The organism is Massilia polaris (assembly GCF_012927275.1).
In the GTDB taxonomy this organism is placed as follows: domain Bacteria; phylum Pseudomonadota; class Gammaproteobacteria; order Burkholderiales; family Burkholderiaceae_D; genus Telluria_A; species Telluria_A polaris.
In genome coordinates, this window is record NZ_JABBGG010000002.1 from 186260 (window position 1) to 211333 (window position 25074).

Below are 25074 nucleotides of genomic sequence, written 5' to 3' on the forward strand. Positions count from 1 at the left end.
ATGTTTCTCTGAAGATTTATAATTACTGATATCGCGGTTTTATACAGTGTACCTTGTTATAAATTTAGTACGGAGCACGGCTGGCCGCCCGGCTGCTTGCAGGCGTTTGGGTAAAGAAGTGTCTCTTATGTGTCTTATTTGTAAAAGCCTGTTATATTTCGAGTAACTATTCTTTAAATATTTGTAGGATGTATCCTACAATGGCGATTTACGTCAGACCTCTTCCATCATGAGAATCGCAGTCCTCGACAACGATCGCAGCCAGGCGGACCTGATATGCCAGGTACTGACTGCCGCCGGCCATTCCTGCCAGTCCTGGGACAGCGGGAAGGAGCTGCTTGCGCACCTGCGCAAGGACAGTACCGACATGCTGATCCTCGACTGGCAGGTCGGCGACATGGACGGCGCCGACGTCGTGCGCAAGGCGCGTGAAAAGATGCCCGGCAATATGCCGGTCATGTTCCTGACCAGCAGCTCGGGCGAAGACGACATCGTGGCCGGCATCGGCGCGGGCGCCACCGACTACATGATCAAGCCGCTGCGCCGCGGCGAGCTGGTGGCGCGGGTGCAGGCGATGCTGCGGCGCGCCTACCCGTCCCAGAATGGTGCGGAAATGCTGCAGTTCGGTCCCTACGTGTTCGAAACGCGCCCGGGCCGCCTGCTGATGGACGGTGCCGTCATCGACGTCACGCACAAGGAGTTTTACCTGGCCTTGCTGTTCTTCCGTAACATCGGCCGCCCGCTGTCGCGCGCCTACATCCATGAAGCGGTGTGGATCCGCGAAACGCAAGTGCCGTCGCGCACCATGGACACCCACGTTTCGCGCGTCCGCAACAAGCTCCAGCTCAAGCCAGAAAACGGCTTCCGGCTGGTACCTGTCTACAGCTACGGTTACCGGCTGGAAAAACTCGGCGCGTAAGTCACGCCGATCCGGCTTTTCATAGTGCCAATACCGGGCTGTTCCGATGTGGGACCTTGTCCGGCACGGTATAATGGCTGCACCGCACCGCATAATGTACATACATGCAACTCCTCGCCGTTGGCCTGAACCACACCACCGCACCGGTCTCGATTCGCGAGCAACTGGCGCTTGCGCCTGACCAGCTCGGCCAGGCGGTGCAGGCTGCGCGCGGCTGGTTTGCCAAACTCGATTCGCACGGCAGCGACGAAGCGGCCATCCTCTCGACCTGCAACCGCACCGAAATGTACGCGGCCAGCCAGGTCGCCGACCCGCTCGACGCCAGCGCCCATTTCCTCGCCAGCTACCACCGCCTCGCTTTCTCCGAGCTGCGCCCGCACCTGTACATGCTGCCGCAGGGCGAAGCGGTGCGCCATGCGTTCCGCGTCGCCTCCGGCCTCGATTCGATGGTGCTGGGCGAGCCGCAGATCCTCGGCCAGATGAAGGACGCGGTGCGCCACGCCGACGAAGCGGGCGGCCTTGGCACCTATCTGCACCAGCTGTTCCAGCGCAGCTTCTCGGTCGCCAAGGAAGTGCGCAGCACCACTGAAATCGGCGCCCACAGCGTCTCGATGGCCGCCGCCGCGGTGCGCCTGTCGCAGCGCATCTTCGACAAGGTCGCCGACCAGAACGTGCTGTTCATCGGCGCCGGCGAAATGATCGAACTGTGCGCGACCCACTTCGCCGCGCAGAACCCGAAAAGCATCACCATCGCCAACCGCACCATGCAGCGCGGCGAAGCGCTGGCGCACCGCTTCAATGGCCGCGCCATCGCGCTTTCGGCCCTGCCGGAGCAGCTGCCGCAGTTCGACATCGTCATCTCGTGCACCGCGTCGACGTTGCCGCTGATCGGCCTCGGACTGGTCGAGCGCGCGCTCAAGGCGCGCCGCCACAAGCCGATGTTCCTGGTCGACCTGGCGGTGCCGCGCGATATCGAAGCCGAAGTCGGGCGCCTCGACGACGCCTTCCTGTACACCGTCGACGACCTCGGCCAGGTGGTACAGACCGGCCTCGAGAGCCGCCAGGCCGCCGTCTCGCAGGCCGAAGCCATCATCGAAACGCGCGTGCAGTCGTTCATGCACTGGATCGACGACCGCGCCGTGGTACCGGTCATCCAGGACATCCAGGAAAACAGCGAAGCGATGCGCCTGTTCGAACTCGAACGCGCGCGCAAGATGCTGGCGCGCGGCGACGACGTCGAAGCAGTGCTCGAAGCGCTGTCGAAGGGCCTCACCGCCAAGTTCCTGCACGGCCCGCAGCAGGCGCTGCACCGTGCCCAGGGCGACGAGCGCGCCCGCCTCGCCTCGCTGCTGCCGCAGCTGTTCCGCGGCCGCCGTTAGCGCCTTCCAGTATTTGCGCCGCTCCCGAAAGCGGCGCCTCGCATGGCCGCGCACCGCGCGCATCCCCCACACTCTTTAGAACAGCCTTATGAAACCATCGATGCTGGCCAAGCTGGACCAACTGGCCAACCGCCTTGTGGAACTGGACGAACTCCTGATGCGCCAGGAAGCCACGTCGAACATGGACAGCTACCGCAAGATGACGCGCGAGCACGCCGAGATCGGCCCGCTGGTGGCGCTGTACAAGGACTTCCAGCGCGCCCAGGCCGACATCGCCGAGGCGCAGGAGATGCTGCAGGACCCGGACATGAAGGACTTCGCGCAGGAAGAGATCGAAGCGGGCAAGGACCGCGTGGCGGGGCTGGAGCTGGACCTGCAGAAGATGCTGCTGCCGAAGGACGTCAACGACGAGCGCAACATCTTCCTCGAGATCCGCGCCGGCACCGGCGGCGACGAATCGGCGCTGTTCGCCGGCGACCTGCTGCGCATGTACACCCGCTTCGCCGAACGTAACCGCTGGCAGGTCGAGATGGTGTCGGAGTCGCCGTCGGACCTGGGCGGCTACCGCGAAGTCATCGTGCGCCTGGTCGGCAACGGCGCCTACTCGAAGCTCAAGTTCGAGTCGGGCGGCCACCGCGTGCAGCGCGTGCCGGCCACCGAAACCCAGGGCCGCATCCACACCTCCGCATGCACGGTCGCCGTGATGCCGGAGGCCGATGAAGTCGAGGACGTCAACATCAACCCGGCCGACCTGCGCATCGACACCTACCGCGCCTCGGGCGCCGGCGGGCAGCACATCAACAAGACCGATTCGGCGGTGCGCATCACCCACCTGCCGTCCGGGATCGTGGTCGAATGCCAGGACGACCGCAGCCAGCACAAGAACAAGGCGTCGGCGCTGAAGGTGCTGGCCGCGCGCATCAAGGACGTGCAGCTGCGCGAGCAGCAGTCGAAGGAAGCGGCCACCCGCAAGAGCCTGATCGGCTCGGGCGACCGCAGCGAGCGTATCCGCACCTACAACTTCCCGCAGGGCCGCATGACCGACCACCGCATCAACCTGACCTTGTACAAGCTCGATTTCATCATGGACGGCGAGCTGACCGAGCTGACCAACGCGCTGGCCGCCGAGCACCAGGCCGAACTGCTGGCGGCGCTGGGCGATTAAGCCAGCAATAAGTTTGCTCAGCAATAATAAGAAAAATTTAACAACCATTCACTGGAAGAGACGATGCCCAACAACCGCACCCTGCTCCTGGCCGTGGCCGCAACCTGCTTCGCGCTGGTCGGCGCCGCCCTCTACCTGCAGCACGGGAAGGACATGCTTCCCTGCCCGCTGTGCGTGATCCAGCGTTACGCTTTCCTGGGCGCGGGCATGTTCAGCCTGGTGGCGGCGTTTTCGAACAAGCCGAAGATCTGGACCGCGGTCGCCGCGGCCAGTGCGCTGACCGGCGTCGGCTATGTGGCGAAGCACCTGTACGTGCTGGCCAACCCCGGCTTCTCGTGCGGCATCGACCCGATGGAGACCTTCCTCAACAAGATCCCGACCGCTGAATTCATGCCGTGGCTGTTCCGCGCCGAGGGCCTGTGCGAAGACGCGCGCGACACCCTGTTCGGCCTGTCGATCCCGCAGTGGTCGGGCGTCTGGTTCGCGCTCGTGACGATCGCCCTGCTGTTCGCGCTGGTGCGCCGCAGCCGCTGATGGACATCGAGGCCGGCACCACGGTCGCGGCGCTGCAGGCGGGACTGCCGCTTGAAGCGCTGGAGAACCGCATCCTGCTGTGCCATGCGCTCGGCCTCTCGCGGGTCGGCCTGATCACCCAGTCCGAACGCACCATCACCGATGCTGAAGCGGCCGCGCTGGAAGCGCTGGTCGAACGGCGCCTGCAGGGCGAGCCGATCGCCTACATCGTCGGGCGGCGCGAGTTCTTCGGGCTCGACTTCCGCGTCACCGATGCGGTGCTGATTCCCCGCCCCGATACCGAACTGCTGGTCGAACTGGCGCTGGAGCGCCTGCCGCCGCAAGGCCGCGTGCTCGACATGGGCGCCGGCAGCGGCGCCATCGCGGTGGCGGTCGCCCACACGCGCCGCGACGCCCAGGTCAGCGCGCTCGACGTCAGCCCCGCCGCGCTCGACGTCGCGCGCCAGAACGCCGCAAGCAACGGCGCCCGCGTGCGCTTCGTGCAAAGCGACTGGTTCGCCGCGATCGAAGGCGAACGCTTCGACATGGTGGTGTCCAATCCGCCGTATATCGCCGAGGGCGACATCCACCTGTCGCAGGGCGACCTGCGCTTCGAACCGGCCGGCGCGCTGACCGACCATGCGGACGGTCTGTCGGCCCTGCGCATCATCATCGCGGGCGCCCCGGCCCACATCGAGCCGGGCGGATGGCTGCTGATGGAACACGGCTACGACCAGGCCGCGCAGGTTCGGGATTTGCTGGCCGAACAGGGCTATGTGGACGTGGCAAGCTGGCGCGACCTTGCCGGCATCGAGCGCGTCACCGGCGGACGCGCACCTTAGGCGCGCTACCCGCGATGAACGCCTTTGCTAGAATGGCTACCCACCCAAGGGAGCCGTGCATGCGCAAACTGTTGGCCATCTGTGTTGTCTCCATGCTGCCGCTGGTGGCCGCGGCTGCAGACACGGCGGAGCAACCGGCGCGCTCGCTCTATTCGGCAGACTGGCAATGGCGCCTGCGGGCCCGCCCCGAATACGCCACGGCCATTGGCGACCACCGCTTCAACAATGCGCTGTCCGACAGCTCGCTGGCCGCCAGCCGCGCCGCCTTGCTGCACCACCGCGCGATGCTGCAGCAGGCGCGCGCCATCGTCACCGAACGCCTGCCGGCACAGGACCGGCTCTCGCTCGAACTGTTCATCCACGAGCACGACGAGATCCTGAAACAGCTGGCCTTCTACCCATACCAGTTGCAGCCGATCTCGAACCAGGACGGACTGCATATCCGCTTCGCGCAGATGGTCGCGCAGATGCCGTTCACGTCCGAATCTGACTACCGCAACTACCTCGCGCGGCTGGACGCCGTCCCGGCCCATGTCGATGGCCTGATCGAGCAGATGCGCGAAGGGATGGTCACCGGCTGGGTCGCGCCGAAGACCACCATTGCCGGCGTGCCCGCCATGCTGCGGGCGATGCGCGAGTCGATCGAGAGCGGCGCGCTGGCCGCGCCTTTCGCCGCCATACCCGCGACGATCACGCCAGCGCTTCGTGAGGAACTCGCGGCCGCCGGGCCGGCTGCGCTGCGCATCAAGGTTGCGCCGGCGTTGCAGGTGCTGGAAGCGTTCATCCGCAACGAATACCTGCCGGCCGCGCGCGACGCCATCGCCGCATCCGCCCTGCCCGGCGGCGCCGAATACTACGCGCTGCTGGTGGCGCAGCAAACCGGCGGCGCCTCGACGCCAGCCGAAGTGCACGCGCTGGGCTTGCGCGAAGTCGAGCGCATCCGCGCGAACATGCGCGGCGTGATCGCACGCACCGGCTTTACCGGAACGTTTGCCCAGTTCTCGGCCTTCGCCAACAGCGACAAGCGGCTGTTCTACACGAAGCCGGAAAAACTGCTGGTGCGCTACCGCAGCGTCATGGGCCGCGCCAACGCGCAGCTTGCGCGCCTGTTCCTGACGCTGCCCGCCGAAGAACTGGTGGTCAAGCCGGCGGCGCGGGAAAACGGCGACGCGCTCGGCGGCGCCTATTACGAAGAAGGCAGCGCGATACGCGCGGCCGGGCTGGTCGTCAACACCGCGCGGCTCGATGCGCGCCCGATCTGGGAGATCGAGTCGCTGGCCCTGCACGAAGGCGTGCCGGGCCACCACCTGCAGGTCGCGCGCGCGCACCAGCTGGCCGGATTGCCCGCGTTCCGGCGCCATGCATGGTATCCGGCCTTCGGCGAGGGCTGGGCGCTGTACGCCGAATCGCTCGGCTACGAGATGGGCTTCTACAAGGATGCGTTTTCCGCTTTCGGCCAGCTCAACTCGGAACTGCTGCGCGCGGCGCGGATGGTGGCGGACACCGGCATCCACGCGATGGGCTGGTCGCGCCAGCAGGCGGCCGACTACCTGAACGCGAACACCGCCAACGCGCCGGCCGACAACGAAATCGAGGTCGACCGCTACATCGCGCAGCCCGCGAAGGCGCTGGCCTACAAGGCCGGGCAGCTGCGCATCCAGGCGCTGCGGGCGCGCGCGCAGATGGTGCTGGGCGAGCGCTTCGACGTGCGCCAGTTCCACGAAGCGCTGCTCGGCAACGGCCCGCTGCCGCTGCCGATTATGGAAAGGCTGGTCGGGCGCTGGATCGAAGAATCGCTGGAAGCGGCGTCCCATCCGGCGCCGCCGCGCGCCGCCAATGGCAGCTGAAATGGGGTGGCCCGGCAAAATCGCAGGGCGCCAGACGCGCTCTCCGATTTTCGGTTAATCTCTGCACAACTTACAACACGCAGTAGAAGAAAGGATCCCAAGTGTCCAACCAATTAAGCCGCCGCCTGGCGCTTCTCGACGACGACGAACGCCGTTCCGTGCTGGGCGAGGGGCTGCGCGGCATCGAGCGCGAAACGCTGCGCGTCGACCCGCGCGGCAACCTCGCCGCGACGATGCATCCGGTCGCGCTGGGATCCGCGCTGACCAATCCGCAGATCACCACCGACTACGCCGAAGCCCTGCTGGAATTCATCACCCCGGCCGAAAACGACATCGGCACCACGCTCAACCAGCTCGACGCTATCCACCGCTTCGCCTACCAGCACATGGGCGACGAGATGCTGTGGAGCGAGTCGATGCCCTGCGAGCTGCCGGCCGAAGAAGATATCGAGATCGCGTACTACGGCACCTCGAACATCGGCACGCTCAAGAACGTGTACCGCCGCGGCCTCGCGCTGCGCTACGGGAAGGCGATGCAGTGCATCGCCGGGATCCACTACAACTACTCGCTGGCTGAAAAATTCTGGCAGCTTCTGTCGGCCAACGAAGGCATTCCGGAGGAACGCCGCCGGCCGTTGCGCGACTTCCAGTCCGAAGGCTACATCGCCACGATCCGCAACTTCCGCCGCTACAGCTGGCTGCTGATGTACCTGTTCGGCGCCTCGCCTGCGCTGTCGAAAAGCTTCCTGCGCGGACGCCGGCACGACCTCGAGACGCTGTCCGGGGACACCCTGTACCTGCCGTACGCGACCAGCCTGCGCATGAGCGACCTGGGTTACCAGAACGCCGCGCAATCGGGCCTGACCCCGCACGAGAATTCGCTGGAGAGCTATGTCACGACGCTGATGGATGCGGTCAACCGCCCATACGCGCCGTACCAGGAGCTCGGCACCAAGAAGGACGGCGAATGGATCCAGCTGTCGACCAACGTGCTGCAGATCGAGAATGAATACTATTCGACGATCCGACCGAAGCGCGTGATCCGCACCGGGGAACGCCCTGTGCAGGCCTTGTGCCGTCGCGGCGTGCAGTACATCGAAGTGCGCTGCCTCGACGTCGATCCGTTCGAGCCGGTCGGCATCAGTGTCGAAACCGGCCGCTTCCTCGACACCTTCCTGCTGTTCTGCGCGCTCGACGACAGCCCGCTCATCGACGCCATCGAAAGCCAGGTCCACGCGCGTAACTTCGCCGACACCGTCAAGGAAGGCCGCAAGCCGGGATTGATGCTGACCCGCGGCGGCGAGGAAGTCACGCTGCAGGACTGGGCGCGCGAACTGATGGACCGCATCCGCCCGGTCGCTGCGCTGCTCGACGAACAGCACAACGAAGCCGGCGTGCACGCGGCATCGCTGGCGGTGCAGGAAGCGAAAGTCGCCAACCCGGCGCTGACGCCGTCGGCGCGCGTGCTGGAACAAGTGCGCGCGCTCGGCTCCAGCGCGGCCTTCGGACTGCGCCAGAGCGAACTGCATGCCGCGTACTTCCGCGAGTCCCCGCTGATGCCGGCCGAGGAGGCGATGTTCGCCGAGATGGCGGCCGTGTCTTTGGCCGAACAGGCACGCATCGAACAGGCCGACACCGGCAACTTCGACGACTTCGTCGCCGCCTACAACAGCAGTACCCTGTGCGGCGAATGAGCAGGAGTGCTTCGTGGTCGCCTTCTACAACGAACACCACAGGCAGCAAAGTTTTACAAGGATGTCCAGCATGACCGAATGGCAGTGGAGCAGCTTTGCTGACCTCCCCAACGCAGACCTTTATGCAATGCTGGCCCAGCGCCAGAACGTGTTCGTGCTCGAACAGCAATGCCTGTATCCGGACCTGGACGGCTACGACCAGGATGCCTGGCACCTGCTGGGCTGGAGGATCATCGACGGCAAGCGCCAGCTGGGCGCGAGCCTGCGCGTGATTGCGCCGGGCGTGAAGTACACTGAAATGTCGCTCGGCCGGGTGCTGTCGACCCAGGCCGCGCGCGGCACCGGCATCGGCCGCGAGCTGCTCGCCGAAGGGATCGCCCGCGCCGAACAGCTGTACCCGGGCCACCGCATCCGTATCGGCGCGCAGCAGTACCTTGAAGCGTTCTACGCCGGCTTCGGCTTCAAGACCGTGTCCGAACCCTACGACGAAGACGGCATCATGCACGTCGAGATGCTGCGCTGACCCGTCCTGCCGCCAGCGCGCCGAGTCCTGCCAGCATCAGCAGCACAGCGGCAGGCTCCGGCACCTGCGGCACCAGGTCCAGCAGCACCGCCTGGCAGTTCTCGCCCATGCAGCCGAAGGCCGCGATCTGCCCCAGGTCGTTGATGCCGCGCGCCTCGTGCAGCACCCAGCCCGAAGCCGGGTCGATCAGCGCGTTCAGGTCGGTCAGCGCGCCGGCGCTGTAGATGAAGGCGTGCATGTCGAGATCGCCCTCCAGGCCGGAACTGCCGACCACCTGCCCCAGCCCATTGATGCCGTAGCCGAAACTGCGCCCGCCGCCCAGGGTGCCGAGGTCGATCATCATTCCGCCGGTGTACAGGAACGCGTGCTCCACACTGCCCACGGTATAGGAGTGGCCGGCAATTTGTCCGGCATCGTTGATGGCGGCCGCGCTGCTGAGGCTTCCGCCGAGGGTGCCGAGGTCGCGCATCGAACCGTTTTCATAGATGAAGGCATGGACGGCTGACACCCGTTCCGGATCGAACGCCGACTCGCCGACCACCTGCCCGGCATGGTTGATCGCGGCGGCATAGGCGAAATTCCCGCCCAGCGTGCCCAGGTCGGTCATCGTGCCGCCAGAATAGATAAAGCCGCGGAATTCGCCGGCGGCGTTGTTCGACTGGCCGGCAACCTGCCCCAGGGCGTTGACCGCGTGCGCCGTGCTGTTGGCGCCGCCAAGCGTTCCGAGCCGAATCAAGCCAGTGCCGTCGTGCACGAATGCCCGGTTCTGCTCGCTTGAGGTGGTAAAGCCCGCCGCCAGTCCGTTGCGGCTGACCGCGCGTGCGCTGCTGGCGGTGCCGGCCGAGCCCAGGTCGGTCAGAACGCCGGCCGCCCAGATGAATGCATGGCCCTCGGCGCCCACGCCGACATCGCCGCCGACCTGGCCGGCGTTGTTAATCGCGTAGGCGAAGGTGTTGGCCGGCAGGGCCGTAATGGAATACAAGGGCGCGGCGTGCGCCGCGGACGCCCCCAGCACAAGTGCTGCGAGCATGCCTGCGAAGTTGGCTTTGAAAAACATGGCGGGATTCCTTTCGGGTGGAATCCCAAGCATGCTGGCGAGTTGCCCGCGCCAGTCTGCGCCAGATCATTCGCGCGCTATCGACGCGGCGAATTACCAGGCGCAAGCGGCGACATCAAATTTCGATCTGGGTTCCCAGTTCGATCACCCGATTGCTCGGGATCTGGTAGTAGTCGGCGGCGCCGCGCGCATTGCGCGACATCGCCACGAACATGTGCTCGCGCCATGGCGACATGCCCCCGCCAGGCGCCGAAATCACGGTCTGGCGCGCGATGAAGAACGAGGTCTCCATCATCTCGAATTCGAGGCCGTGGACGGCCGCCATTTTCAGGATGTGCGGGATGTCCGGTTCATCCTTGAAGCCGTAGAACACGTTCAGCTGGTAGCACTTGTGTCCCAGGTCGACGACCTTGACCTGGTCCGGCTCCGATACCCATGGCTGTTCGAGGATATGCACGGTCAGGAACACCACGCGCTCATGCAGCACCTTGTTGTGCGACAGGTTGTGCAGCAGGGCGTGCGGGACGCCGTCGCTTTCGCCGCGCAGGAAGATCGCGGTGCCGTACACGCGCGCCGGCGGCGCCACGAACAGCGAGTCGAGGAAGTCGGGCAGCGGGATCGCATGCTTCTGCAGGTTCTGGAACACCAGCTCGCGGCCGTGCTTCCAGGTCATCATCACGGTGAACAGGATCGCGCCGAGCAGCAGCGGGAACCAGCCGCCGTGGAACAGTTTCAGCGTGGTCGACGACAGCAGCATCACGTCGATCACGAAGAAGAAGCCGGTCGCGCCGAAGCACAGCACCAGCGGCAGGTGCCAGCGGTAGCGCGTGACGAAGAAGGTCAGGATGGTCGTGCACAGCATGGTGGCGGTAACGGCGATGCCGTAGGCGCCCGCCAGTTCGTCGGACGATCCGAACGACACCACGGCAAGCAGCACCACGACCAGCTGCAGCCAGTTCACGGCGGGGATGTAGATCTGGCCGATCTCGCTGGCCGACGTATGCAGCACGCGCATGCGCGGCAGAAGGCCCAGCGCGATGGCCTGCTTGGTCATCGAGAAGGTGCCCGAAATGGTCGCCTGCGACGCGATCACGGCGGCCATCGCCGACAACGCCACCAGCGGATAGACGGCCCAGCCGTCGACCTGGTTGAAGAACGGATTGCTGACCGCGTCAGGATGGCTGATCAGCAGCGCGCCCTGGCCAAGATAGTTGAGCGCCAGTGCGGGGAAGGCAACCGCGAACCAGGCCAGGCGGATCGGCTTCTTGCCGAAGTGGCCCATGTCGGCATACAGCGCCTCGGCGCCGGTCATCGCCAGCACCACGGCGCCAAGCGCGACGAACGCGGTGAACTTATTATCCAACATGAAGCGGCCGGCGTGCATCGGATTGAGCGCGGCCAGGATCTCGGGAGCCTCGAAAATGTGGTACACGCCCATCACCGCAAGGGTCAGGAACCAGACCAGCATGATCGGGCCGAACCAGCGGCCGATGCCGGCGGTGCCGCGCGACTGCACCGAGTACAGCGCGACCAGCACCACGATCGAAATCGGCACGACATACGCTTCCATTCCCGGGGCGGCCACTTCGAGCCCTTCGATCGCGCCGAGCACCGAGATGGCGGGCGTGATCACGCTGTCGCCGTAGAACATGGTGGCGCCTAACACGCCAAGCATCATCAGCGGCACGTACCAGGCGGACCCCTTGGTGACCGAATTGAGCGCCAGCGCCATCAGCGCCATGACACCGCCCTCGCCGCGGTTATCGGCGCGCAGCATCAAGGTGACGTACTTGAGGGAAACGATTATGGTGAGCGCCCAGAAGATCAGGGACAGGACGCCGAGCAGGTTGGGCGTGTTGAGCGCGAGGCCGTGGGTGGTGTCGAAAACAGCTTTCAGGGTGTACAGCGGGCTGGTGCCGATGTCGCCGTAGACGATGCCGACCGCAGCCAGCGTCAGCGCCGCAACGCTGCTTTTCTTATGTTCCGAGGTCAAAGTTGCACCATATTGTTGTTTTTGATGCGTTGCACAATATGCCAGTGGAAGGCAATTTGCAAGCGGAATAAAGTTTGGGTCGTTGGCACTTTACCACTCAAGCACGGCGGTCGCCTTTACAGCAGGTAAGCCGCCGTCAGCGGCGATTATCCAGGTCAGCGATAATGTTGTCTTAGCGAATTTTTTGATTGTTCCTCATGCGTACCGGCATCCTGTCCGCCGCCCTGGCATTCCTGTGCTGGGGCCTGTTCCCGCTCTACTTCCACGCGCTTAACGAAGTTCCGCCGACCCAGATCATGGTGCACCGCGTGGTGTGGTCGCTGCTGTTCCTGATGATCGTGCTGACCGTGCGCCGCCAGTGGGCCTGGGTGCGTCCGCTGCTCGGCCAGCCGCGCGTGATCGGCAGCTTCGCGATCAGCGCCCTGCTCTTGTCCGGGAACTGGCTGCTGTATATCTGGGCGGTCAACAACGGACACGTGATTGAATCGAGCCTGGGCTACTTCATCAACCCGCTGGTCAACGTCATGCTCGGCTACCTGGTGCTGAAGGAGCGCCTGCGCCGCGGCCAGTGGGCGGCGATCGCGCTGGCCGCGGCCGGCGTGGCGTGGCTTGCGTGGGACGCCGGCCGCATGCCGTGGATCGCGCTGGTGCTGGCCGCGTCCTTCGGCCTGTATGGCCTGATGCGCAAAACCGCGGCACTGGGCGCGCTCGAAGGCCTGTCGTTCGAAACCATGCTGCTGTTCCCGTTCGCGCTCGCTTATGTGGTGTGGCTGACGATGAATGGCGGTAACGCCTTCATCAACACCGCGTCCGACACCACCCGCTGGCTGCTGGTGGCGGCCGGACCGATCACCGCGATCCCGCTGCTGCTGTTCGCGGCCGGTGCGCGCAAGATCCCGTTGTCGGTACTCGGGCTGCTGCAGTACATCGGCCCGACCATCCAGTTCGCGCTTGGCATCTTCCTGTTCCACGAGGCCTTCACCTCGGGCAAGCTGGTCGGCTTCCTGATGATCTGGAGCGCGCTGGCGCTGTACGCGGCCGAAGGGCTGTGGAAGCGCTCTAATTAAGTAAAGCGCAGAACGGCGCGGGTGCCCGCACCCGCTTCGCTGTCGATCTCGAGGCCGATCCCGCTGCGCGCCGCCAGCCGGTGTGCGATCGACAGGCCTAGTCCGAAGCCTGTACTGCCCTCCCCCTTCGCGCCTGCCCTGTGCAGGCGCGGTTGTATTCCCGGGCCGCTGTCGGCCACCATCAGGCAGGGCTGTTCGAAGCTGATGCGAACCTGTCCAGCCATCGTATGGGCGAATGCGTTGCTGACCAGGTTCGACAGCAGGATCGACAGCGCGACGCGGCGGCACACCGCGCAATCCTTCGCATCGACATCCACCACCACTTTTACCGCTTTACCATCCAGCAGGTGCGCATGCTGGACCACCACGCTTTCCACCAGCGGCAGCATCAGCACCGGTTCCGCCGACGGCGTTTGACCAAGGTCTTCGCGCGCCAGCGCCAAGAGGGTGTCGACCGATTGCGCCATGGCCTCGGAAGCGACCACGATGCGCTGCACCTGCGCCGCTTGTTGCGGCGCCAGCGGCTGGCTGGCAAGCAGGCCTGCGGCGCCGCTGACAACGGCCAGCGGGGTACGCAGTTCGTGGCTGGCGTCGCGCGTGAAATGCTGTTCGCGCTCGATGAATTCGGCGATCCTGTCCATCGCCTGTTCCAGCCCCTTCGCCAGCGCGCCGATTTCATTGTCGGGAAAGTCGCCCGCGAAGCTGCGCGGCAGCTGTCCGGGTGCGGCATGTGCGACCAGGTGTGCGAGCCGGTCCAGCGGCGCGGTTGCGCGGCGCGCCAGCCAGTAACCGAAGCCCGCGGTCAGCGCCGCCATCGCCAGCGCCAGCGCGCCAAGCACGCCCGCGATGAATGGCAGGCGCGCACGCACGACCAGCTCCCGGCTCACCTCCGCGACGAGGTAATACGGCACCGCGCCTGGCGGAACAACGTGGTAATGGCGGCCTGCGTCGCCGAAGAACTCGCGTCCGGCACCGGCATTGAACTGACGCGCGAGGTCGGGCGGAAAAGTGCTGCTGTCGCGATGGATGCTGACGAAATCGCGCAGCGGTTTGATGGGACTGGCGCCAGCCTGTCGCTGGTGGTCCACTTCCTGGCGCAACATGTTGTGGAAGAAGCTGTCTTCGACCGTGTACACAAAAATCAGGCTGAAAGCGGAGAAGCACAGTGCCGTCGCCAGCGCGAACACGGTAAAGGCGGCGACGATCCTGCGCCGCAGGCTGTGGTTCGGCGCGCTCATGCGGCGGCGTCGATGCGGAAGCCGACGCCGTGCACCGTCAGCAGCATCGCACGGGCGAACGGCTTGTCCAGCGCCTGGCGCAGCAGGTACATGTGGCTGCGCAGGGCGTCCGAGTCGGGCGGATCGTCGCCCCATAAAGCGTGCGTCAGTTCCGAGCGCGTCACCGTGCGCGGATGCGCTTCGGCCAGCGCCAGCAGGATCTGGTAGCCGGCCGGGTGCAGCCGAAGCGGCTGTCCGTCGCGCGCCGCAGCCTGCGCCTGGCGATCGATGCTCAGGCTTCCAATCGCCAGGGTGTGATGCTGGTGCAGCGTGTGGCGCCGCGCCAGCGCATGGCAGCGCGCCAGCAGTTCTTCCAGCGCGAATGGCTTGACGAGGTAATCGTCGGCGCCGCTGTCGAAACCGGCCAGCTTGTCGTGCAATGCGTCGCGCGCGGTCAGCATCAGCACCGGGATGCGCCGCGCGGACTGGTCACGCAAGCGCCGGCAGACTTCGAGGCCATCGATGCCGGGCAGGGTCAGGTCGAGCAGTACGAGGTCGTAATGGTTGTCGAGCGCGAGCCCCAGCCCGTGCGCGCCGTCGGCCGCGAAGTCGGCGCTGTGGCCATGCTGCTCCAGGCCTTCAGCCAGGTTGCGCGCCAGCGGCGCGTGGTCTTCGACGACGAGTATGTGCACGGACTGCGGTCCTTTATCGGTTTGCCAGGCGCTGTAGCTGGAATGCGTCGGCGAGGCGCCACTCCATCGCAGCCACGAGCGCGTGCATCAGTACCAGCATCTTATCAAACTGCGGCACGCTCGCCTGCTCGGCGCGGGCTGCCGCCAGGCCGCCACGCTGGTAAGCGGCCAGCATGCGCACGCTGTTTTCGTCGGGGCCTGGCTCACGGGCAACCGGCGCATGGCCCAGCGCCTTGATCATCGCCTCGACGGTCGACCAGGTCGACCATGAATTCTGCCCTGTCACGAGGCGGCCGTCGACGACAGTGTTGTCAAGATAGTTTGGCGCCGAGACGAAGCGTGCGCCGCGGTCGAGCGCCCGGTCCTGCAGCAGGAACGGGAAGCGCGCACGCGCATTCGCATCGAGGAACAGCTCTTCATCGTTGGTGAAGCCGGTCATCCGTTTGCCGGCGACAAATGGCTTGCCGTCCGCCATGGCCACGTCCAGCAGTGCAGCGGGTCCATGGCACACCGCGCCAACCACGCCGCGCTGCGCGACGTCCAGCACAATGCGTGCAACATCGCGGTTGCCCGGAAGGTCGAACATCGCTCCCTTGCCGCCGACGACATACACGGCGTCGTAGCGCGCCGTGTCGACCCGCGCCAGCGGCAGCGACTGGCTTGCCTTTGCCTGCGCCTCGGCGTCGTTCAGGAACGCGTAATCGAGGTCCTGCAGGTCGTCCGTGTCGATGCTGGCCGGCGGCCTGCCGCCCAGTGGCGACGCAATGTCCACTTCGTAGCCGTTCACCTTGAACGCGTAATAGGCGCGCGACAGTTCGGTCAGCTCGTAGCCAGCTTTTTTGCTCAACGGCCCGCCGCGTTCGGCGCTGCTGACAATGGCCAGGATGCGGCCACGCTTCTCATTCACGGCTTGCTTCAGGTAAGGCAGGCCTGCCGTGGTCGCATGCTGGTTGGCCTTCGGGATGCTGTCGAGGTCGAGGCTCAGGTAATAGCCCCAGCCGAGGGCGGCGAGCATCGCCAGGATACCGGCCAGCCAGGCGGTTGCGCGGAGGAAAGTACGGGTCATGTCATGCTCCTTGGTTAATGGATGACCCCAAGCGTGCGCCGCGCCCCGTGAAATGGATGTGAAACGGCCATAAGCATTGCCGATTACTGTATCCTGTTGACCTTCCGCTTTAACCGAGATACTCAATGGCAAATTACGTCTATACCATGAACCGCGTGGGCAAAATCGTTCCGCCCAAACGCCAGATTCTGAAAGACATTTCCCTCTCATTCTTCCCGGGCGCCAAGATCGGCGTGCTGGGCCTGAACGGCTCCGGCAAGTCCACCCTGCTGAAAATCATGGCAGGCATCGACACCGACATCCAGGGCGAAGCGCGCCCGATGCCGGGCCTGAACATCGGCTACCTGCCGCAGGAACCGCAGCTGGACCCTGAACTCACCGTACGCCAGGAAGTCGAATCGGGCCTGGGCGAAGCGTTCGAAGCGCAAGCCAAGCTGGAAGCCGTGTATGCGGCCTATGCCGATGAAGACGCTGACTTCGACGCGCTCGCCACCGAGCAGGCGCGGCTGGAGGCGATCATCTCGTCCTCCGACGGCGGCAACCTGAACCTGCAGCTGGAAATGGCTGCGGATGCGCTGCGCCTGCCGCCTTGGGACCAGAAGATCGGCGTGCTGTCGGGCGGCGAGAAGCGCCGCGTGGCGCTGTGCAAGCTGCTGCTGTCCAAGCCTGACATGCTGCTGCTCGACGAGCCGACCAACCACCTGGACGCCGAATCGGTCGACTGGCTCGAGCAGTTCCTGCTGCGCTTCCCGGGCACCGTGGTCGCCATCACCCACGATCGCTATTTCCTCGACAACGCGGCCGAGTGGATCCTGGAACTGGACCGCGGCAGCGGCATTCCATGGAAGGGCAACTACAGCTCGTGGCTGGACCAGAAGCAGGCCCGCCTGAAGCAGGAAGAATCGACCGAATCGGCACGCCAGAAGGCGCTGAAGACGGAACTTGAATGGTCGCGCCAGAACCCAAAGGCGCGCCAGGCCAAGTCGAAGGCCCGCCTGGCCCGCTTCAACGAGCTGTCCGAGCACGAATACCAGAAGCGCAACGAAACCCAGGAGATTTTCATCCCTGTGGCCGAGCGCCTGGGCAATGAAGTCATTGAGTTCAAGAACGTCTCGAAAGCATTCGGCGACCGCCTGCTGATCGACAACCTGTCGTTCACCGTGCCGCCGGGCGCGATTGTCGGCATCATCGGGCCGAACGGCGCCGGTAAGTCGACCCTGTTCAAGATGATCACCGGCAAAGAACAACCGGACAGCGGCGAAGTGGCGATCGGCCAGACTGCCAAGGTCTCGATCGTCGACCAGCACCGCGATGAACTGTCCGACAAAAAATCGGTGTTCGAGGACGTCGCGGGCGGCGCCGACATACTGACCGTGGGCCGCTTCGAAATGCCGTCGCGCGCCTATCTGGGGCGCTTCAACTTCAAGGGTTCGGACCAGCAGAAGATCGTCGGCAACCTGTCCGGTGGTGAACGCGGCCGCCTGCACCTGGCCAAGACGCTGCTCCAGGGCGGCAACGTGCTGCTGCTGGATGAACCGTCCAACGACCTCGACGTGGAAACCCTGCGCGCGCTGGAAGATGCCCTGCTCGAGTTCGCCGGCAGCGTGATGGTGATCTCGCACGACCGCTGGTTCCTCGACCGTATCGCGACGCACATCCTGGCTTTCGAAGGCAACTCGCAGGTCACCTTCTTCGACGGTAACTACCAGGAGTACGAAGCCGACAAGAAGAAGCGACTGGGCGAAGAAGGCGCCAAGCCGAAACGTATTCGCTACAAGCCCTTGACCGTGTAAACGGAAACGGCGCCAGCCACAAGCTCCCTTCTGAAGGGAGCTTTTTTTTTGTGCCGCAGAAAAGCCATTCCGCCCGTTTGAGCAAATCGACATGGCGGCGCGTAGCCATCGTCCAAACTACGATGTTGACATCCTCCCCTTCGTAAACGGAAGGGGATTCCCACTGCTGGCGTCTGATGCCCCAGACGGAAGCCGGACTGAAAGTAGCCCAGCTTCTTATTCAATCCGCAGGATATCTCTCGACCTCGCCTAAGGCGACTGCGGATCGGAAAAAAACGGTGCAGGTGACTCATGCCCCAGCGCGTAATCGCATACTGAAGCACTTATGGAGTTTGACCATGCCCCAACAACCAAGTTCAAAACATTTTTTTACCTGGACGGCTGCGGGCGCTACGCGCCCGGCTCCTTTCACTCCCTGCCCTGAAGGACAGGGTTTCTCGGAGCAATTCTGATGAACGACTACCAAGGCAACCGCGTCCCTGGTCCGACCTACTTCTTTACGGTAAGGCTGGACGACCCGCACAGCGCGCTGCTGACGGATCACATCTCGGCCTTCGGCGAAGCCATCCGGCTGGTTCGCACCCGCAAGCCCTTCCATGTGGATGCATGGGTGGTGCTGCCCGACCATGCGCACGCGATCTGGACCCTGCCGCCGGGCGACCACGACTGCGCCACGCGCTGGCGCGCGGTGAAGATCGCTTTTTCCAAGTCGCTGCGCAAGTCAGGGCTGGGCAACGGCGATGCGGGCGCCATCTGGACGCGCCGCTACCAGCACCTCCCGGTGCCCGACGAGGCCGAATACCGCAGGCTGGTCGACTGCGTCCACCGCAACCCATTGCGGCACGGCATGTGCCAGCGGCCAGAAGACTGGCCGTGGTCGTCGCTGCACCGCTTTGTCGCGGCCGGCTACGCGATTCCCACCTGAAAAAACGCCGCCACAATAGAACAGGGCGGGAAAGCCGATCGGCCCTTCCCGCCCTGCGTTGAAACTTACGACTTCAGTTTAGAAGTTGTAACGTGCTGCCAGGGTCACCGCGTCCGGCTTAGGGCCGAAATCGCGCTTCTTGCCATAGCGTTCGTATTCCAGGGTCAGCGCGACTTGCTGGCTCAGGTTGTACTGGGCGCCCAGGCCGGCGTACAGCGCGTTGTCGGACTCGCTGCGCGTCATGCCAGGGGTGGCGCTGCTCAGCTTAGCCTTGGTGTGGGCGACGCCCAGCTTGCCGAAGAAGGAAAACTGCTCGTTCATCGGCGCGGTTGCCTTGGCGGCGACGTAGGTCGCACGGCCATCGGTCTCACCGCGGCCGGCGACGCCGTTCCGGGTGAAGCCGACATCGGTTTTCTTGAAGTCGGTGTGGCCCAGCTCAACGCCGAAGTTCTGGTCGATTTCGACGCCGCCGAAGATCTTGCCGCCGGCCTTGTAGCCTTCGGCGCTGCGGTTGGTCGTACCCGACACTTCAAACGTGTTATCAGCGGCAACCACACCGGCGCCAAGGTACGGTTTGTTCTGTGCCTGGGCTGCGCCCATTGCGGTGGCACCTGCGATCAATGCGAAGATAAGCTTTTTCATACGGACTCCTGTGTTGTTGAAACGTTCTGGTCCGCAATTCGATTGAATTGCGAGGTAGCCAAGATAGCATCAACGGCAAGGCTGAGTCCGTGGGTATCCCGTAAGATTTGTAATGAGATGTAACCCGAATTGAAAATAGCTGACCTGGTGTTCAGCTATTTTCATGGGCATTTTTGCGAATTTTAGCCGACTTTTAGGTGATATAGCGGAAAGTTAGGTTCACGCGCGGTCCGATCTGGCGTGCGGATTTGTTAATTCCGTGCAACCAAAAATGTTGTGTCTTTCCCCTCATCAGTAGCAGCGAACCGCTGCTCAGGTCGAGTTTCAGGGTCTGTTTCGAGTGCCTGTGACGCAGGATGAAGGTGCGGGTGGCGCCAAAACTGACCGAAGCGATAGCGGGTTCCGGGCCAAGTTCGGCTTCGTCGTCGCTATGCATGCCCATGCTGTCGCGCTCGTTGCGGTAGTAGTTGAGCAGTACGCTGTTGAACCGGTGTCCGGTCGCGGTTTCGACGGCCTGCCTGATCTCCGACAGCAGGGGCGTGAACGGCTGCGGCGCGAGGTCGAGCCCGGAATAGCTGTAGCGCGCGTCGCCATGCCATGCGGTCAGGCGCGGCTGCAGGTGCTGCTTGCCCCATAGGGTAATCGACTCGGCGCGCCAGGCGGTTTGCGCCACCAGCTGCGCCAGTACCTCGTCGTTGCCCAGGCCGAGCGGCAACTGCTCGAGCCACAGCAATTCACCGTCCGGAATCGGTATCTGGATCAGGGAATTGCTTGAGGTGAACAGGTCCATTGTTGTGCTGGCCGGCCAGGATGCCGGCATCGCATCGACAGGATACCAGCATGGAGCAGGACAACATCGGGGTTCAGGCGTAGGCTTCGGCCAGGCTCATCACGCGGGGTGCGACTTTGACGCCGACGCTGTCGAACAGGGTCTCGATGGCGGCCAGGTTGGCAGCGCACTCGTCCGTTTTCCAGCCGTTGAACAGGTCGGTGCCGTTCTTCTGGAAATGCAGGTCGAGCACCTTGCCCTTGTCCTTGTGGGTGTAGCTCTGCTTGTAGGTATTCTGGAAACCGATGCCTTCCAGCGCAGCCAGCACGCCGGCCGGGGGATTGTCCGGGTCGGTCGCCAAGAAGATGCCGAAGGTCTTGCCGGGTGGCTTGGCCGCGATATCCACTTCGTAGATGCCTGGGGCCTTCGTCACAGATGTAGTTTTCAGGAATAGCATTCTTTTCTCCGCTTGACCGTCGCCAAAGCTGACTTTTAGACAATACTCGGGTATGAGTTGCCGTAACGGAACAAGCTTATTGCGATTTCTGGCGTTTGTCGATGCATCCTTGCATCTTTTTTTAACCGCGACATCAACAGCGCCCAACGTCGGACAAAACCAACAGATTAGCCGTGCAAAATGGCAACTAAGTCCGTCTCGCCGCCAACTGGACCGTCGCTGCGGCCAGCGCTTCGTAGAGCTTGCCCGCCTCCGGGTCCCATGCCGAAACCGCCGCCTGCTGGCGCGCTACCGTTGCCATATCGCCACGCGCGACCGGACCGCTCAGCGCGGTTTCCGGTCCGAGCCTGAATACGTTGGCCAGCGTTTCGGTCGCCAGCGGCCGTGCCAGTTCGCGCGCAGCCGCTGCGGGGATGCCGGCAGCCTGGTATGCGCGCAGTGCCGTGTCGACGACGGTGACAAGATAGTTCGACGCGAATACCGCCGCTGCGTGGTACAGGGTTTTCGCGGCGGCGTCGATGTGCGCCACCCTTCCCCCGATGGCCAGCAGCGCCGGCTCCAGCATCGCGATCGCACCGGGCGCGCCTTCGACGCCGCACCACGTGCCGCCGAATGACCCGGCCACAGCTTGCGGGTCGGCGAAGCTGCGGATCGGATGGACGCTCGCGGTGAGCGCGCCGGCCCGGGCTGCCGAGTCCAGCTCCACTGACGATTTCGCGCCGCTGCAATGGAACACCAGTGCGCCGTCCAGCGCCACCGTGGCCGCAAGCTGTTCGCACACGGCCGCGATCTGGTCGTCGGGCACCGCCAGCATCCACGTGTCGGCGCGGGCAAGCTGCGCCACGCTTTCCAGCGCCTGCCCTGCGCCGATGAAGGCAACCGCATCGGCTGCGCTGCCGGCGGAGCGGGTCAGGACGCCGCCAATATCGAACTCGCCGCTGGCTGCAAACAGCCGTCCCAGCACGCGCCCGACATGGCCGGCGCCGATGATGTTCAGCGTAGGCGCCATCAGAATCCGGAGCCGGGCTGGCTCAGGTACTCCAGCTCCCCGGTTGTCGACGCACGGCCAAGGATCGGGTTACGGTGCGGGAAGCGGCCGAAGCGCGCGATCACGCCGCGGTGGCGGTGCGCGTAATCGAGGGCCATCTCGAAGCCAGGATTTTCCCTGGACAGGTCGCTGAACAGCCGTACCGCAGTCTCCTGCATCGCCGCGTCCTCGGCGTGCTCGAAGGGCATGTAGGCGAACGAGCGCTGTACCGGCGTCAGCGCCAGGTGCGCGCCGCTGTCGGCCAGCTTGCGCGCGGCGGCCAGCGCCAGCGCGTCGCCGGCAAATGCGTCGGGCGTGCCGCGTGCGCTGTTGCGCGTGAACTGGTCCAGCACCACGATACGCGCCAGCGTTCCTTGCGGCCCGTGCTCGTCCCACTCGCGCAGGCCGCCGCCGACCGCCAATGCGATCAGCGTGCCGAAGCGGTCGGTGATGGCAGCGTCGAATGCGGCGTCCTTTTGGAACCATTCGGCGCGCGGCTTGCCGTGGCCTTCGTGGGAAGCGGGCAGGAACCAGAAATCAAGAACGTCTTGCGGAGTCACGTTTTTCCTTTTTAATCAGTTACGCGCGTGCGCCAGCTTGAAGCTGGCAATGCCATCGTAGTTGGACAATTCATGGGCCAGGTCGGACAACGGCGCGCCGCTGTGCTTCGACAGCGCGAGCGCGACGAAGCGCCACTCGTGCACGCCGTGGTCGTTGCTGATCGTGAGCGAGCCGCCGGCGATTTCGTAGCCGCGTTCCAGGGCCAGCCGGCGCAGTTCGGTCTCGCGCGGCGTGTAGCCAGCGTCGAAGCGCAGCGATATGGCGATCGCATGGCGCGACGGCAGGATGCCTTCGAGCCGCGACAGGTAGATCATGATACCGGCCGACAGCAGCGCCAGGCCGATCCCAGCCAGGTAGAAGCCGACGCCGACCATCACGCCGATCGCCGATGCGGTCCAGATCGACGCGGCCGTCGTCAGTCCGCTGATGTTGAAGCCTTCGCGCATGATCACGCCCGCGCCGAGGAAGCCAATGCCGGTGACGATGCCCTGGATGACGCGGGTCGGATCGATCCCGAGCGTCATCGCGGTGCCCTGCCCCCCGTACCACGAGTCGGGGTAGCCGGCGACCATCATCAGCGCGGCCGACGCCATGCATACCAGGCCGTAGGTGCGCATCCCGGCAGCGCGGCCGTGGTAGCTGCGCTCATAGCCCACCAACAGGCCAAGCAGCAGCGCGCCCACCATATTGGCCAGTATCAGCAGGTTGGTTCCGATTTCCGGTTGTGACCAGTAAGAGGCCAGCAGTTCATTAGGAGCCATGCGCTGTCTTTCGGCGGTTGCCCGCTCAGGTGGTCGGTTTCTTTACCAGTTGTTTTTCGAACGCGACATCATACTTGCTGACGCGCCTGACCTCCTGCGGTCCCAGCTTCTTCACGAACGCGACAAATTCGTCGAGTTCGAGCGGCTCGCACAGCGGCGGCTCGCCTGGCTTTTCGCTCAGCTGGAACAGGCCGTCGCCAGTGCGGGCCATCGAGTACCCCTGGTTCCCGGTGCGCTCCTTGAGGCGGTCCACGGCGGTGCTCGCGCGGGTTGAACGTCCACTTGCCATCAGATTTCCTCCGTCCGGGTATGAAGCCATGCCGCCGCCGCGCCCGCGACATGGGGTGCCAGGCGTGCGCGCACGGTCGCATGATAATCGTTGATCCACGCGCGCTCGTCGGCGCGCAGGATCGACAGGTCCATGCAGCGCGTATCGATCGGGCACAGCGTGAGCGTTTCGAAGCGCAGGAACTCGCCGAATTGCGTCGTTGCGGCCGGCACGTTCAGCACCAGGTTTTCGATGCGGATGCCCCACTTGCCCGGCCGGTAGATGCCAGGTTCGATCGACGTGATCATACCCGGCTCCATCGCGGTGTGCGGGTCCGGCGCGGTGCTTGGGGAGATCGACTGCGGCCCTTCGTGCACGTTCAGGAAGTAGCCGACGCCATGTCCAGTGCCGTGGCCGAAATCGATACCGGCGGCCCAGATCGGGGCGCGCGCAATCGCATCGAGCAGCGGCGAACGGGTACCGCGCGGGTACTGCGCCATCGACAGTGCGATCAGCCCTTTGAGCACCAGCGTGAAGTCGCGCCGGTGCGCGTCGCTGATCTCGCCGACCGCGACCACGCGCGTGATGTCGGTGGTGCCGCCCAGGTATTGGCCGCCAGAATCGATCAACAGCAGGCCGTGGCCCTGGATGACGGCGTGCGACTGCGCTGTGGCGCGGTAATGCATGATCGCGCCGTTGGCATTGAAGCCGGCGATGGTGCCGAAGCTCGGGCTGACAAACCCCGGACGGCGCGCGCGGGCAGCCGTGATGTGGCGGTCTATGGCCACTTCCGTCAGAAGTTCGCGCTGCGGGTCCTGCAGCGTGGCTTCGAGCCAGGCGAAGAACTCGCACAGCGCGGCTCCGTCTTGCTCCATCGTCGCGCGCACGTGCGCGGCTTCGTCGCCGGTCTTGCGCGACTTGGCGAAGGTGGTCGGGTTGACCGCTTCGATCGCGCGCGCGCCGGGCCCCACCGCCGCGCGCATTCCCGCCGTGATGCGGCGCGGATCGACCAGTAGCGTGGTCTCGGTGCCCAGCGTGGCCAGTGCACCGGCCGCGTCGTCGTAGCGAGCCAGGTGGACGCCGTCGGCCTGCAGGCTGGCGCGCAGCGCGGGCGGAACCTTGTCGTCGCCGACGAACAGGGTGGCGCGTTCCGGCGCGATCAGCGCGTGCGCAAGGAACACCGGGTTGAAGCTGACGTCGGCCCCGCGCAGGTTGAACAGGTAAGCGATATCGTCCAGCGTCGAAATGAAATGCGCATTGGCTCCAAGGCCCGCCATCGCTTCCCGTGTTGCGGCCAGCTTGGCAGCGCGGCTTGTGGACGCGAAAGGTGCGGCATGTTCGAACACCGGGTCAGTGGGCAGGCCGGGGCGCTCGCTCCAGACCTCGTCGAGCAGGTCGATATCGGTGCGCAGCAGGATGCCGCGCGCCGACAGCGCATCCGACAGCAGGCGCGCAGTCGACAGCCCAAGCACGCGCGCGTCCACCGCCACTGTCTGGCCGGGCGCCATGTTCGCAGCCAGCCACTCGATGTGCAGCAGGCTGGCGCCCGATGGAATTTTCATCAGCTCGACGCCGCTGCCAGCCAGTTCGGTTTCGGCCTGCGTCCAGTAACGCCCGTCGGTCCACACGCCGGCGAACGATGACGTGGCGATGAACGTGCCAACTGAACCGGTGAAACCGGACAGCCACTCGCGGCCCTTCCAGTGGCCCGGCAGGTATTCGGACAGGTGCGGGTCGGCCGACGGCACGACACAGGCGTCAATACGGTGGCGCTGCATAGCCGCGCGCAGGCGTTCCAGGCGCACCGCGCGCGGTGGCGCTGGTTCAGAAAAAGTCATGAGAATTTTGTTGGACAGTCATCGGACTATGATACCCGCTGTCCGGGCGACAAGTGCAA

The 25074-nt window shown here is 64.8% G+C and carries 24 protein-coding genes; 11 read left to right on the forward strand and 13 right to left on the reverse strand.

Going from position 1 to position 25074, the window contains the following annotated elements:
- Nucleotides 1-229: 229 nt before the first annotated feature.
- The 8 genes from HHL21_RS04635 to HHL21_RS04670 all read left to right on the forward strand — a co-directional run bounded on the left by HHL21_RS04635 (nt 230) and on the right by HHL21_RS04670 (nt 8882).
- Entirely contained in the window at nt 230-919 is a 690-nt protein-coding gene (locus HHL21_RS04635) for a response regulator transcription factor (protein ID WP_169464085.1), read from the forward strand.
- Nucleotides 920-1023: 104 nt separating this feature from the next.
- Complete coding sequence (hemA, locus tag HHL21_RS04640; RefSeq protein WP_169464086.1) at nt 1024-2298, forward strand: glutamyl-tRNA reductase; 1275 nt, start codon at nt 1024-1026, stop codon at nt 2296-2298.
- 88 nt (nt 2299-2386) lie between these two features.
- Nucleotides 2387-3463 carry a peptide chain release factor 1 gene (gene prfA, locus HHL21_RS04645; RefSeq protein WP_169464087.1) on the forward strand — a complete coding sequence of 359 codons (1077 nt, stop codon included), beginning with the start codon at nt 2387-2389 and terminating at the stop codon, nt 3461-3463.
- A 63-nt stretch (nt 3464-3526) separates the two neighbouring features.
- Entirely contained in the window at nt 3527-3997 is a 471-nt protein-coding gene (locus HHL21_RS04650) for a disulfide bond formation protein B (protein WP_169464088.1), read from the forward strand.
- A complete protein-coding gene (prmC, locus tag HHL21_RS04655) occupies nt 3997-4818 on the forward strand; it encodes a peptide chain release factor N(5)-glutamine methyltransferase (protein ID WP_169464089.1) in 822 nt (273 codons plus the stop codon). The genes HHL21_RS04650 and prmC overlap by 1 nt, the downstream gene beginning before the upstream one ends.
- Before the next feature lie 59 nt (nt 4819-4877).
- Nucleotides 4878-6665 (forward strand): DUF885 domain-containing protein, encoded by a 1788-nt coding sequence (locus HHL21_RS04660; RefSeq protein WP_169464090.1) that lies wholly within the window; start codon nt 4878-4880, stop codon nt 6663-6665.
- Nucleotides 6666-6766: 101 nt separating this feature from the next.
- Complete coding sequence (gene gshA / locus HHL21_RS04665) at nt 6767-8359, forward strand: glutamate--cysteine ligase (protein WP_169464091.1); 1593 nt, start codon at nt 6767-6769, stop codon at nt 8357-8359.
- 70 nt (nt 8360-8429) lie between these two features.
- Nucleotides 8430-8882, forward strand: coding sequence for a GNAT family N-acetyltransferase (locus tag HHL21_RS04670; protein WP_169464092.1), 453 nt, complete (start codon nt 8430-8432; stop codon nt 8880-8882).
- Here the strand turns inward: HHL21_RS04670 and HHL21_RS04675 are convergent.
- Together HHL21_RS04675 and HHL21_RS04680 are read right to left on the reverse strand one after the other, a co-directional pair.
- Complete coding sequence (locus tag HHL21_RS04675) at nt 8857-9939, reverse strand: HAF repeat-containing PEP-CTERM protein (protein WP_169464093.1); 1083 nt, start codon at nt 9937-9939, stop codon at nt 8857-8859. The two genes, HHL21_RS04670 and HHL21_RS04675, sit on opposite strands and share 26 nt — an antisense overlap.
- 115 nt (nt 9940-10054) lie before the next feature.
- Complete coding sequence (locus HHL21_RS04680) at nt 10055-11932, reverse strand: potassium transporter Kup (protein ID WP_169464094.1); 1878 nt, start codon at nt 11930-11932, stop codon at nt 10055-10057.
- A gap of 197 nt (nt 11933-12129) precedes the next feature.
- On the opposite strand from HHL21_RS04680, the gene rarD reads away from it, so the two are divergent.
- A complete protein-coding gene (gene rarD / locus HHL21_RS04685; protein WP_169464095.1) occupies nt 12130-12999 on the forward strand; it encodes an EamA family transporter RarD in 870 nt (289 codons plus the stop codon).
- Here rarD and HHL21_RS04690 read toward each other — a convergent pair.
- Genes HHL21_RS04690 through HHL21_RS04700 form a run of 3 tightly spaced genes read right to left on the reverse strand, consistent with a single transcriptional unit; the run spans nt 12996 to nt 15974 of the window.
- On the reverse strand, nt 12996-14237 hold the full coding sequence (locus tag HHL21_RS04690) for a sensor histidine kinase (protein ID WP_169464096.1): 1242 nt from the start codon (nt 14235-14237) through the stop codon (nt 12996-12998). The genes rarD and HHL21_RS04690 overlap by 4 nt on opposite strands.
- Nucleotides 14234-14908: a response regulator transcription factor gene (locus HHL21_RS04695; RefSeq protein ID WP_370659665.1), complete on the reverse strand. Its 675-nt coding sequence runs from the start codon at nt 14906-14908 to the stop codon at nt 14234-14236. Before HHL21_RS04695 ends, HHL21_RS04690 begins: the two co-directional genes overlap by 4 nt.
- Nucleotides 14909-14921: 13 nt before the next feature.
- Entirely contained in the window at nt 14922-15974 is a 1053-nt protein-coding gene (locus HHL21_RS04700; protein ID WP_169464097.1) for a type 1 glutamine amidotransferase domain-containing protein, read from the reverse strand.
- A 125-nt stretch (nt 15975-16099) separates the two neighbouring features.
- Between HHL21_RS04700 and ettA the strand changes: the two genes are divergently transcribed.
- On the forward strand, nt 16100-17767 hold the full coding sequence (gene ettA / locus HHL21_RS04705; RefSeq protein WP_169464098.1) for an energy-dependent translational throttle protein EttA: 1668 nt from the start codon (nt 16100-16102) through the stop codon (nt 17765-17767).
- Between the two features lie 451 nt (nt 17768-18218).
- The gene (locus HHL21_RS04710) at nt 18219-18692 is read left to right on the forward strand and encodes an REP-associated tyrosine transposase (RefSeq protein ID WP_169464099.1); all 474 of its coding nucleotides are present in this window, start codon (nt 18219-18221) and stop codon (nt 18690-18692) included.
- A 78-nt stretch (nt 18693-18770) separates the two neighbouring features.
- Here the strand turns inward: HHL21_RS04710 and HHL21_RS04715 are convergent, their stop codons facing one another.
- The 8 genes from HHL21_RS04715 to HHL21_RS04750 all read right to left on the reverse strand — a co-directional run bounded on the left by HHL21_RS04715 (nt 18771) and on the right by HHL21_RS04750 (nt 25015).
- Entirely contained in the window at nt 18771-19334 is a 564-nt protein-coding gene (locus tag HHL21_RS04715; RefSeq protein ID WP_169464100.1) for a porin family protein, read from the reverse strand.
- Between the two features lie 193 nt (nt 19335-19527).
- Entirely contained in the window at nt 19528-20124 is a 597-nt protein-coding gene (locus HHL21_RS04720) for an alpha-ketoglutarate-dependent dioxygenase AlkB family protein (protein ID WP_169464101.1), read from the reverse strand.
- Between the two features lie 73 nt (nt 20125-20197).
- Nucleotides 20198-20560: a hypothetical protein gene (locus tag HHL21_RS04725; protein ID WP_169464102.1), complete on the reverse strand. Its 363-nt coding sequence runs from the start codon at nt 20558-20560 to the stop codon at nt 20198-20200.
- 187 nt (nt 20561-20747) lie between these two features.
- Complete coding sequence (locus tag HHL21_RS04730) at nt 20748-21569, reverse strand: Rossmann-like and DUF2520 domain-containing protein (protein ID WP_169464103.1); 822 nt, start codon at nt 21567-21569, stop codon at nt 20748-20750.
- The gene (locus HHL21_RS04735) at nt 21569-22147 is read right to left on the reverse strand and encodes a DUF924 family protein (RefSeq protein WP_169464104.1); all 579 of its coding nucleotides are present in this window, start codon (nt 22145-22147) and stop codon (nt 21569-21571) included. The genes HHL21_RS04730 and HHL21_RS04735 overlap by 1 nt, the downstream gene beginning before the upstream one ends.
- 15 nt (nt 22148-22162) lie before the next feature.
- Nucleotides 22163-22909 (reverse strand): MgtC/SapB family protein, encoded by a 747-nt coding sequence (locus tag HHL21_RS04740; RefSeq protein WP_169464105.1) that lies wholly within the window; start codon nt 22907-22909, stop codon nt 22163-22165.
- Between the two features lie 25 nt (nt 22910-22934).
- Nucleotides 22935-23198, reverse strand: coding sequence for a hypothetical protein (locus HHL21_RS04745; RefSeq protein WP_169464106.1), 264 nt, complete (start codon nt 23196-23198; stop codon nt 22935-22937).
- Entirely contained in the window at nt 23198-25015 is a 1818-nt protein-coding gene (locus HHL21_RS04750; RefSeq protein WP_169464107.1) for an aminopeptidase P family protein, read from the reverse strand. The genes HHL21_RS04745 and HHL21_RS04750 overlap by 1 nt, the downstream gene beginning before the upstream one ends.
- Nucleotides 25016-25074: the final 59 nt, after the last annotated feature.

Coding starts and splice junctions, on each gene's coding strand:
- HHL21_RS04740 (WP_169464105.1), bottom strand. CDS start 22,909: ATGGCTCCTAATGAACTGCTGGCCTCTTACTGGTCACAACCGGAAATC.
- HHL21_RS04745 (WP_169464106.1), bottom strand. CDS start 23,198: ATGGCAAGTGGACGTTCAACCCGCGCGAGCACCGCCGTGGACCGCCTC.
- HHL21_RS04700 (WP_169464097.1), bottom strand. CDS start 15,974: ATGACCCGTACTTTCCTCCGCGCAACCGCCTGGCTGGCCGGTATCCTG.
- HHL21_RS04675 (WP_169464093.1), bottom strand. CDS start 9,939: ATGTTTTTCAAAGCCAACTTCGCAGGCATGCTCGCAGCACTTGTGCTG.
- HHL21_RS04750 (WP_169464107.1), bottom strand. CDS start 25,015: ATGACTTTTTCTGAACCAGCGCCACCGCGCGCGGTGCGCCTGGAACGC.
- hemA (WP_169464086.1), top strand. CDS start 1,024: ATGCAACTCCTCGCCGTTGGCCTGAACCACACCACCGCACCGGTCTCG.
- ettA (WP_169464098.1), top strand. CDS start 16,100: ATGGCAAATTACGTCTATACCATGAACCGCGTGGGCAAAATCGTTCCG.
- HHL21_RS04650 (WP_169464088.1), top strand. CDS start 3,527: ATGCCCAACAACCGCACCCTGCTCCTGGCCGTGGCCGCAACCTGCTTC.
- HHL21_RS04730 (WP_169464103.1), bottom strand. CDS start 21,569: ATGGCGCCTACGCTGAACATCATCGGCGCCGGCCATGTCGGGCGCGTG.
- HHL21_RS04710 (WP_169464099.1), top strand. CDS start 18,219: ATGAACGACTACCAAGGCAACCGCGTCCCTGGTCCGACCTACTTCTTT.
- HHL21_RS04635 (WP_169464085.1), top strand. CDS start 230: ATGAGAATCGCAGTCCTCGACAACGATCGCAGCCAGGCGGACCTGATA.
- HHL21_RS04715 (WP_169464100.1), bottom strand. CDS start 19,334: ATGAAAAAGCTTATCTTCGCATTGATCGCAGGTGCCACCGCAATGGGC.
- rarD (WP_169464095.1), top strand. CDS start 12,130: ATGCGTACCGGCATCCTGTCCGCCGCCCTGGCATTCCTGTGCTGGGGC.
- HHL21_RS04690 (WP_169464096.1), bottom strand. CDS start 14,237: ATGAGCGCGCCGAACCACAGCCTGCGGCGCAGGATCGTCGCCGCCTTT.
- prfA (WP_169464087.1), top strand. CDS start 2,387: ATGAAACCATCGATGCTGGCCAAGCTGGACCAACTGGCCAACCGCCTT.
- HHL21_RS04670 (WP_169464092.1), top strand. CDS start 8,430: ATGACCGAATGGCAGTGGAGCAGCTTTGCTGACCTCCCCAACGCAGAC.
- HHL21_RS04725 (WP_169464102.1), bottom strand. CDS start 20,560: ATGCTATTCCTGAAAACTACATCTGTGACGAAGGCCCCAGGCATCTAC.
- prmC (WP_169464089.1), top strand. CDS start 3,997: ATGGACATCGAGGCCGGCACCACGGTCGCGGCGCTGCAGGCGGGACTG.
- HHL21_RS04720 (WP_169464101.1), bottom strand. CDS start 20,124: ATGGACCTGTTCACCTCAAGCAATTCCCTGATCCAGATACCGATTCCG.
- HHL21_RS04660 (WP_169464090.1), top strand. CDS start 4,878: ATGCGCAAACTGTTGGCCATCTGTGTTGTCTCCATGCTGCCGCTGGTG.